Genomic DNA, 8,573 nt, shown 5'->3' with positions numbered 1-8,573 from the left:
AACTACGACGCCATGAAGATGGCCAATGACGACCTGCAGATGCGGTCCGACTGGACCTTCCCGCTGTGCACCGGCGACGAGCGCCTGAAGGACGAGAACGGGGTCAAGGCCCACCCGACCCAGAAGCCCGAGGCCCTGCTGCGCCGCGTGATCCTGGCCTCCACCAAGCCGGGCGACATCATCCTCGATCCCTTCTTCGGCACCGGCACCACGGGCGCGGCGGCCAAGCAACTGGGCCGCAAGTTCATCGGTCTGGAGCGCGAGGAGCAGTACGCGACCCTGGCCCGCGAGCGGATCAGCAAGGTGGTCCCGCTGACCGAGGCCGACCTGGAGACCATGGGGTCCAAGCGCTCCGAGCCCCGCATCCCCTTCGGCCAGATCGTCGAGAGCGGCATGCTGCGCCCCGGCGACATGCTCTATTGCTCCAAGGGCGAACGCTCGGCCCGGGTTCGCGCCGACGGCAGCCTGGTGATCGGCGACATGGCCGGCTCCATCCACAAGGTGGGCGCCATGATCCAGTCGGCGCCGGCCTGCAACGGCTGGACCTACTGGCACTTCAAGACCGACAAGGGCCTGGCGCCCATCGACGTCCTGCGGATGAAGATGCGTAGCTCGCTGGCGCAACTGGCCGCCTAGCCCGCCGCACATGTCGGCCGTCGCGGATGGAAGAAACGGGTTGAGTTACCTGTAATTGCAATCATTGTAATTGCATGGATTCGCCCGACCTCTGCACCGCGTCGCGCCTGCGCAAGGCCGCGCGGCTGGCCAGTCAGGTCTATGACGCGGCCCTGTCGCCCTGGGGCCTGACCACCGGACAGTTCGGCATGCTGGGCGCCATCGCCCAGATGAAGGGCGCGCGGCTGGCGGAGATGGCCGAGCGACTGGCGATGGACCCGTCGACCCTGTCACGCGGGATCAATCCATTGATTCGACAGGGTTTAGTGGCCTATGAGCCCGACCCGACCGACCGCCGCGCCAAGCGACTGCGGGCGACGGCCAAGGGCAAGGCCCTGCATAAAGCCGCCCGCACGGGCTGGCGTCAGGCCCAGGACGAGGTGAAGCTCGCCCTGGGCCCCGACACGGTGACCCGACTGAACCAGGCGTTGGACGAGGCGATCGAGCGACTATGAATCCGCGTATCTATGTCCTGACCCTGGTGACCTTCGCCTTCGGGTCGGGCGCCTTCATCTTCGCCGGCCTGCTGGAGACCCTCGCCGCCGACCTGGGCGTCACCACCGCCGTCGCGGGGCAGCTTCAGACGGTGTTCGTGCTGACCTCGGCGGTGCTGGGGCCGGTGGCCGCCTGGCTGTTCAACCGGGTCGACCGCAAGATCATGGTGATCATCGGCCTGAGCCTGGGCGCGGCCCTCCACCTGGCCTGCGCGGTGACCCCCAACTTCGAAGTCCTGATGGTCCTGCGGGCCCTGGCGGGGCTTGCCGGCGCGATGTCGGGCCCCGCCGCCAGCGTGGCCGCCGCCTCGCTGGTGCCCCCCGAACGCCGGGGCTCGGCCCTGGCCATGGTCTCGGGCGGCATGACCCTGGCCTTCGTCGTCGGCATCCCCATCGGCAGCATCATCGGCGCGGCCTTCGACTGGCGGGCCACCTTCCTGTTCGCGGCGGGCCTGTCGCTGCTGGCCCTGGTGGCGGTGATCTTCTTCCTGCCCAAGGTCCCGGCGCCCCCCAAGCGCGAGGGCGGCGGCGACACGGTGAAGACCCTGCTGCCGGTCATCTGGCCACTCTACCTGACCACCTTCCTGACCTTCGCCGCCAACATGACCCTGAACCTCTACATCGCCCCCATCGTGCGGGTGGGCGCGGGCGTCACCGGAGCCGGGGTCAGCGCCTTCCAGGCGATGATCGGGGTGGGCTCCATCGCGGGGCTTTGGCTGGGGGCGCGGGCCGCCGACCGCAATGCGGGCCGCTCGTGGATCCTGCAGGGCTTCATCCTCCAGGCGGTCGCCATGAGCGTGCATTTCGCAGCCACCCATCAGGTCCTGCCCGCCGGCTGGCCGAGCGCGACCCTGGTGGCGCTGGGCATCTTCCTGGCGGCCACGGCGCTGTTCTCGATCACCCCGGTGATCCAATCGAGCCTGATCCAGGCGACCGGCGGCGCGCCTGTGGCGCTGGCCCTGAACGGTTCGGTGATCTCGGTGGGCCAGGCCCTGGGGTCCACGGTGGGTGGGGCTGCGCTGGCGACCTATGGCGTGCCGGCCATCCCGGCCGCGGCCCTGGCCATGTCGCTGACGGCGCTGATCACCCTGACCTTCCTGTTCCCCCGCGCCGCGAAGATCGAGGACGCCAAGTCCGAAGCCGCGAAGCTCTAGAGCAGGTTTCCAAGCCCTGCGCGGGCGGCCTTGAGGAAGACACTGGGCAGGCCGTCGATGTCCCGGCGGGGGCGCCAGATGACCGCGTCGGCCTGGGCCTCGGCCCGGTAGACCTGCAGGGTCAGGGTGAAGTGGGTGAAGCCGTGCTCCACCTCGCCGACATGGCGCCAGGCGGCAGTCGCCGGAGCCAGCGCCAGGGCTTCGACCTCGGCATAGGGGGCGCCGCGCCAGTCGGTGGTGGGCAGGGCCAGCATGCCGCCGAGCAGGCCTTTTGGCGGCCGACGAACGAAGGCCAACATGTCGTCGTGTGTGAGGACATAGGCCACCCCGTATCGGTGGGGTCGCAGGGCCTTGGGAGCCTTACGGGGAAAGGATTCCGGGGCGCCGGCAGCGAGCGCCGCGCAGTCGGCCGACATTGGACAACATGTGCACAACGGTGACCGTGGTTTGCAGACGGTGGCGCCGAGGTCCATCAGGGCCTGGGCCCAGTCGCCGGGGCGGTCGTCGCGGACCAGGGTCTGGGCCAGCCGCTTAAGCTCGGGCTTGGCGTCGGGCAGCGGGGTCTCGACTGCGAACAGCCGCGACATCACCCGCTCGACATTGCCGTCCACCACATTGGTCGGGCGGTCGAAGGCGATGGCGGCCACGGCGGCGGCGGTATAGGGGCCAAGGCCCGGCAGGCCGCGCAGCCCCGCCTCGGTGTCGGGAAAGACCCCGCCATGGTCCCTCGCCACGGCGCGGGCGCAGGCCAGCAGGTTGCGGGCGCGGGCGTAGTAGCCGAGCCCCGCCCAGGCGGCCATCACCTCGCCGTCGTCCTCATCGGCCAAGGCCGTGACGGTCGGCCAGCGGGCGGTGAACTTCAGGAAATAGGGCGTGGCGTGCGGGACAGTGGTCTGCTGCAGCATCACCTCCGACAGCCAGACCCGGTAGGGGTCCTGGCGCAGGCCGGCGCGGCCGTCGGCAGGCCCCACCCGCCAGGCGAGCTCGCGCGCCTGGCCGTCGTACCAGGCCAGCAGCTCGGCGCGGAGGGCCTGGGGATCAGCGGACGGGCGGGCGATCAGGCGGCCGCCAGGGGCTTGATATTGGCAAGGGCTTCGCGCGAGGCGATGGCGTCCCGTGACAGGTCGTGCTGGGCCTGGAGGTTCATCCAGTACTCCGCCGAGGTGCCGAAAACCTTCCCCAGCCGCAGAGCGGTGTCGGAGGTGATCGCGCGCTGCTCACGCACCAGCTGCTCAATCCGGCTGCGGTCCTTCAGGCCCATGGCCTTGGCCAAGGCGCCCGCCGAAAGCTTGAAAGCCGGCAAATAGTCCTCGCGTAGATGCTCGCCGGGATGGGCTAGCGGCTCGGAAAAGGTCGTGTAGTCGCGCATTTCACCTCCGGTGGGCAGAGCCCTCAATGATAGTCGACGATCTCGACATTCTCCGGCCCCTTTGCTCCCCAGACAAAGCAGACCCGGAACTGATCGTTGATGCTGATCGACCACTGGCCATCGCGGTCGGCCGTCAGCTGATGGAGCCGATTGCCGGGCGGGGTTCGCAAATCCTCAACGCTCATCGCCGCATCGATAGCCTGAAGCCGGCGGCGAGCCGCCTTGATCAGGTCACCGGGAAAACCCTTCGGAGCCTTTCCGGAAAAGACCGCTTCCGCGTGCTTGCCCTTCCAGCTCTGAATCATCTGAGCCTCCCGCTATGAAATGTAGTGCGAGACGCTACACGACGCAAGACTTGTAGTGCCTTACGCTACGCCTCTACCTGGCGCTTGAGGAAGAACAGGGCGGTCAGGCTGATGAGGGCCGCGCCGCTGAGGTAGTAGCCGACCGGGACCAGCCCGCCATGGTCGGCCAGGGCCTGGGCGATCATGGGGGCGAGGCCGCCGCCGAGGATGCCGCCGATGTTGAAGGCCACGGAGGCGCCGGTGTAGCGCACCCGGGCCGGGAACAGGCCAGGCAGGAAGGCGCCGAGCGGACCATAGACCAGGCCCATCATGACCAGGGCCAGGGACAGGAAGCCCCAGATCAGCCAGAGCGAGCCCGCGCCCATCATCACCGGCAGCAGGAAGCCCAGCGCCACTGTGGCGATGCAGCCGGCCATCAGCACCCGGCGCGGGCTGGTGGCGTCGGCCCAGTAGCCGGCGGCGATGATGCCCGCAGCCATGAAGCCGATGGCCCCCAGCTGCACGCCCAGGAAGGTCTCGCGGCTATAGCCCAGCTTGGTGGTCCCGTAGCCGAGGGCGAAGGCGGTGGTCAGGTAGAAGATGGCGAAGCAGCAGACCACGGCGAAGGTGCCGGCCAGGGTCTGGAGCGGATAGGTTTTCAACAGCTCGCCGAGCGGCGCCTTGGCGGGCGGCGCCTCCTTCATGGCCTGCGCGAAGGCGGGGGTCTCGGTGAGCTTCAGGCGGACCCAGAGGCCGACGCCCACCAGGACGATGCTGAGCAGGAAGGGGATGCGCCAGCCCCAGGCCAGGAACTGCTCGGGCGTCAGCAGCACGCCCAGCAGCAGGAAGAGGCCATTGGCGGCGATAAAGCCCACCGGGGCGCCGAGTTGCGGGAACATGCCGAAGCGGGCGCGCCAGCCGGGCGGCGCGTTCTCCACCGCCAGCAGGGCCGCCCCGCCCCACTCGCCGCCGAGGCCGAAGCCCTGGCCGAAGCGCAGCACGCACAGCAGGAAGGGCGCGATCCAGCCGGCCTGGGCGTAGGTGGGCAGGAAGGCGATGGCCAGCGTGGAACCTCCCATCAACATCAGCGAGGCCACGAGCGTCGACTTGCGGCCCAGCCGGTCGCCGAAATGGCCGAACACCGCCGCGCCCAGGGGCCGGGCGAAAAAGGCCAGCGCGAAGGTGGCGTAGGCGCTCATCAGCTGAGCCGAGGCCGAGGCCACCGGGAAGAACAGCTTGCCGAACACCAGGGAGGCGGCGGTGGCGTAGATGTAGAAGTCGTAGAACTCGACGGCGGTGCCCACCAGGCTGGCGGCCAGGATGCGGCGGTGCGAGGCCGCTGGCTTGGTGTCGGACATGGTGAACTCCCCGGCTGTCGCGGTGGTGATTGGAACCTGAGGGCGAGGGCGTCAAGGCGCGGCGCCGCGCCATCCCACCTGGATCACATCCCAGCCGTGTGTTTATGGTGAAGCTTCGCCTGGAGGCTAAGCCATTGTCGATCCGCACCGCCCTACTCGCCATCGCCCTCGGCGCGAGCGTCTCGCCGGCCTTCGCTCAGGGGGAGAATGAGGCCGTGGCTTCGCAAAGCGGTCCTTATGGGATCGTCAGTCAGCTGAGCCGGATGTGCCTGAAGGTGAACGGCGACGGCCTACGGGTCGGGGCGCCGCTCATCGCCTCGCCCTGCCAGCGCGGCGCCCGCAGCAACCGGTTCCACATGCGGCCCATGCCAGACGGCGGCGTGATGCTGATCGCCGACAGCCCCAGGGGCGATCTCTGCGTGGAGGCGCCCGCCCGCAAGGGCCAGCAGTTGCGGCTGGCCTCTTGCCGTCCGGATGTGGACGGCCAATCCTGGAGCGTTCATCGCGACCGCTTGCAGGCCTCGCGCGCTGGCGACTGCGCCAGCGTCGAAGGCGCCAGTCATGCCAAGGGATCGCGCGTCGTCAGTTCACCGTGCGTGGGCGCGGTCAGCGAACGCTGGACGGTCGCCCCCGTCCGCTGAGGGCGGCTGACGACCCGACCGCGCTACGCAGGGGCGGAAAAGGGCTGTAAGCTCCGGCTCATGCCCAAGCGTCCCCTGCCCACCCCCGCGGAGGCGGCCTTCATCCTGTCGCGGAAGCGGACGCGGCCGCAGCGCCGGCCGCCGCCGGCGGCGGGGCGGGGCCTGTCCAAGCTGCTCAAGGACCTGGACGCCCGGTTCGGCCAAGGGCCCGGAGCCCTGCAGGCGCGCTGGAAAGAGATCGTCGGCGAGCAGATCGCCAAGCGCACCGAGCCGGTGAAGCTGTCGAAGGTGAAAGCCGGGGAGCCGGCGGCCCTGGAGATCCGGGTGGCCGGTGCGGCCGCGGCCCTGATCCAGCACCAGGCGCCGGAGATCGTGGCGCGGGTGAACCTGTTCCTGGGCGCCGGGGCGGTGAACAAGCTGCGGATCGTGCAGGGGCCGCTGCGCAATGTGAACCCCGAGACGGTCAAGGCCGTGCGCCGTCCCCTGCCCCCGCTGGACGCCGCCAAGGAAGCCGAGCTGGCCGCCAGCCTGGCCGCCGAGCCTGACGGCCCTCTGAAGGCCGCATTGCTGAGCTTGGGTCGGGGCGTGCTGCGCGATCGCCGCACCCGTTGACTTTGCCCCCGGCCTGGAGCGCGCTAGGGTTAGGTGGAAGCCGGCTAACCCGTTTGACGCGCTCTAGTCTTTTGAGTTTAGAGCCTTTTTGAACGGATCAGATAATTCCATCTGATCCTGAAAGGCTCTAGGGGAATCGCGCTTTAATCTTTCATTCGGAATTCCGCAGAGGGTCCAATGCCGAACTTCAGCCGTCGCCTCCTCGTTGTCGCCGCCGTGGGCCTGCTGGCCCTGGCGGGTTGTTCCAAGGGCGGCGGCGCGACCAACGCCGACGACATGACGCTGGGCGATCCCAAGGCGCCGATCAAGATCACCGAGTACGCCTCGGCCTCCTGCACCCACTGCGCGACCTTCAACAACAACGTCTTCCCGGCCGTGAAGGCGAAATATATCGACACCGGCAAGGTCCACTACACCTTCAAGGAATTCCTGACCCCGCCGGTGGAAGTGGCCGCCGCGGCCTTCCTCACCGCCCGCTGCGCCGGCAAGGACAAGTATTTCAGCGTCCTCGACGCCGTCTTCCACGCCCAGGAAGAAATGTTCACCACCGGCGACATGCGCGGCATCCTGCTGCGCGTGGCCCAGTCCTCGGGCATGACCGAGCAGCAGTTCAACGCCTGCATCACCGATGAGGCGGCCCTGAAGGCCCTGAACGCCCGGGTCGAGAAGGCCGCCAAGGAAGAGAAGATCAGCGCGACCCCGACCTTCATGATCAACGGCGTGAAGTTCAAGGAGGGCGAAGCCACCCTGGCCGAGTTCGACGCCGCCATCGCCGCCGCCGAAGCCAAGAAGTAGGAAGGGCCCCGCACAAAAGTGCACTTCCAGCGGCTTCGCCTTTCGGGCTTCAAGTCCTTCGTCGATGCGACCGAGTTCCGCATCGAGCCCGGAGTCACGGGCATCGTGGGGCCCAATGGCTGCGGCAAGTCGAACCTGCTGGAAGCCCTGCGCTGGGTGATGGGGGCCAATTCCGCCAAGGCCATGCGAGCCGGCGGGATGGACGACGTGATCTTCGCCGGCTCGGGCGGGCGCGCCTCGCGCAACCACGCCGAGGTGACGCTGACCATCGACAACACCGACCGGCGCGCCCCCGCCGCCTTCAACGACCACCCGGTCCTGGAGGTGGTGCGCCGCATCGACAAGGGAGACGGCTCCACCTACCGGATCAACGGCCGCGAGGTTCGCGCCCGCGACGTGCAACTGCTGTTCGCCGATGCGTCGACGGGCTCGAATTCGCCGGCCCTGGTGCGCCAGGGACAGATCTCCGAACTGATCGCCGCCAAGCCGCAGAACCGGCGGATGATCCTGGAGGAGGCCGCCGGGGTCTCGGGCCTGCACACGCGGCGCCATGAGGCGGAGCTGCGCCTGCGGGCGGCGGAGACCAACCTCACCCGGCTGGAGGACGTCGCCAAGGAGTTGGAGAGCGCGCTCAACCGTCTGCGGCGCGAGGCGCGTCAGGCCGACCGCTACAAGAAGATGTCGGCGGAAATCCGCGCCCTGCAGGGCGCCGTGCTCTATGCGCGCTGGAACGAGGCGCGCGGGGCCGCCGAGCGGCTGCAGACCGAGGCCGCCGAGGCGATCCGCGCCGTCGAGGAAACCGCCCGCGAGGCCGCCGGCGCCACCACCCGCGCCGCCGCCGCCGAGGAACAGATCAAGCCGCTGCGGGAGGCCGAGACCATCGCCGCCGCCGTCCTGCACCGCCTGGCCATCGACAAGGACCGGCTGGAGCGGGAGGGCGAGGCCCTGGCCGCCGAGGTGGAGCGCCTGACCGGCGATGTCTCGCGCATCGACGCCGACCGCGCCCGCGAGACCCAGATGGTGGAGGACGCCCAGCTCGCGCTCAGCCGGATGGCCGGGGACCTGGAGGCCCTGGAGACCGCCATCGCCGCCGCCCCCGAACGCGCCCCGGAACTGGAGGCCGCCGCCAGGGCCGCCGAGGCCGCCCGCGTGGAGGCCGACGCCGCCGTCGAGGCCCTGGCCGCCCAGGCC

At 69.5% G+C, this 8,573-nt stretch carries 11 protein-coding genes; 7 read left to right on the top strand and 4 right to left on the bottom strand.

What is annotated here, in order from left to right; all coding sequences use genetic code 11:
* The 3 genes from AAC997_RS18345 to AAC997_RS18335 form a co-directional block, all read left to right on the top strand.
* A partial coding sequence (locus AAC997_RS18345; protein ID WP_340647148.1) for a site-specific DNA-methyltransferase occupies positions 1–636 on the top strand: 636 nt, incomplete at its 5' end.
* Positions 637–710: 74 nt separating this feature from the next.
* Complete coding sequence (locus AAC997_RS18340) at positions 711–1,130, top strand: MarR family winged helix-turn-helix transcriptional regulator (protein ID WP_340647147.1); 420 nt, start codon at positions 711–713, stop codon at positions 1,128–1,130.
* Positions 1,127–2,323, top strand: coding sequence for an MFS transporter (locus AAC997_RS18335; protein WP_340647146.1), 1,197 nt, complete (start codon positions 1,127–1,129; stop codon positions 2,321–2,323). Before AAC997_RS18340 ends, AAC997_RS18335 begins: the two co-directional genes overlap by 4 nt.
* Here the strand turns inward: AAC997_RS18335 and mutY are convergent.
* The 4 genes from mutY to AAC997_RS18315 form a co-directional block, all read right to left on the bottom strand.
* On the bottom strand, positions 2,320–3,381 hold the full coding sequence (gene mutY / locus AAC997_RS18330; protein WP_340647149.1) for an A/G-specific adenine glycosylase: 1,062 nt from the start codon (positions 3,379–3,381) through the stop codon (positions 2,320–2,322). The genes AAC997_RS18335 and mutY overlap by 4 nt on opposite strands.
* Positions 3,381–3,692, bottom strand: coding sequence for a HigA family addiction module antitoxin (locus AAC997_RS18325; RefSeq protein ID WP_340647145.1), 312 nt, complete (start codon positions 3,690–3,692; stop codon positions 3,381–3,383). Before AAC997_RS18325 ends, mutY begins: the two co-directional genes overlap by 1 nt.
* A 23-nt stretch (positions 3,693–3,715) precedes the next feature.
* Entirely contained in the window at positions 3,716–3,997 is a 282-nt protein-coding gene (locus AAC997_RS18320; RefSeq protein ID WP_340647144.1) for a type II toxin-antitoxin system RelE/ParE family toxin, read from the bottom strand.
* Between the two features lie 65 nt (positions 3,998–4,062).
* Positions 4,063–5,334, bottom strand: coding sequence for an MFS transporter (locus AAC997_RS18315; RefSeq protein ID WP_340647143.1), 1,272 nt, complete (start codon positions 5,332–5,334; stop codon positions 4,063–4,065).
* Between the two features lie 134 nt (positions 5,335–5,468).
* Between AAC997_RS18315 and AAC997_RS18310 the strand changes: the two genes are divergently transcribed.
* The 4 genes from AAC997_RS18310 to AAC997_RS18295 all read left to right on the top strand — a co-directional run.
* On the top strand, positions 5,469–5,975 hold the full coding sequence (locus tag AAC997_RS18310; RefSeq protein WP_340647142.1) for a ricin-type beta-trefoil lectin domain protein: 507 nt from the start codon (positions 5,469–5,471) through the stop codon (positions 5,973–5,975).
* A 60-nt stretch (positions 5,976–6,035) separates the two neighbouring features.
* Positions 6,036–6,587 (top strand): DciA family protein, encoded by a 552-nt coding sequence (locus AAC997_RS18305; RefSeq protein ID WP_340647141.1) that lies wholly within the window; start codon positions 6,036–6,038, stop codon positions 6,585–6,587.
* Positions 6,588–6,764: 177 nt separating this feature from the next.
* Positions 6,765–7,382, top strand: coding sequence for a DsbA family protein (locus tag AAC997_RS18300; RefSeq protein ID WP_340647140.1), 618 nt, complete (start codon positions 6,765–6,767; stop codon positions 7,380–7,382).
* Between the two features lie 18 nt (positions 7,383–7,400).
* Positions 7,401–8,573 (top strand): AAA family ATPase (locus tag AAC997_RS18295; RefSeq protein WP_340647139.1); only part of this gene is annotated, 1,173 nt, incomplete at its 3' end.

Origin of the sequence: Phenylobacterium sp., assembly GCF_037968635.1 — a bacterium.
In the GTDB taxonomy this organism is placed as follows: Bacteria; Pseudomonadota; Alphaproteobacteria; order Caulobacterales; family Caulobacteraceae; genus Phenylobacterium.
The sequence above is the reverse complement of the archived record's forward strand: the minus strand, read 5'-3'. Positions and strand labels throughout refer to the sequence as shown.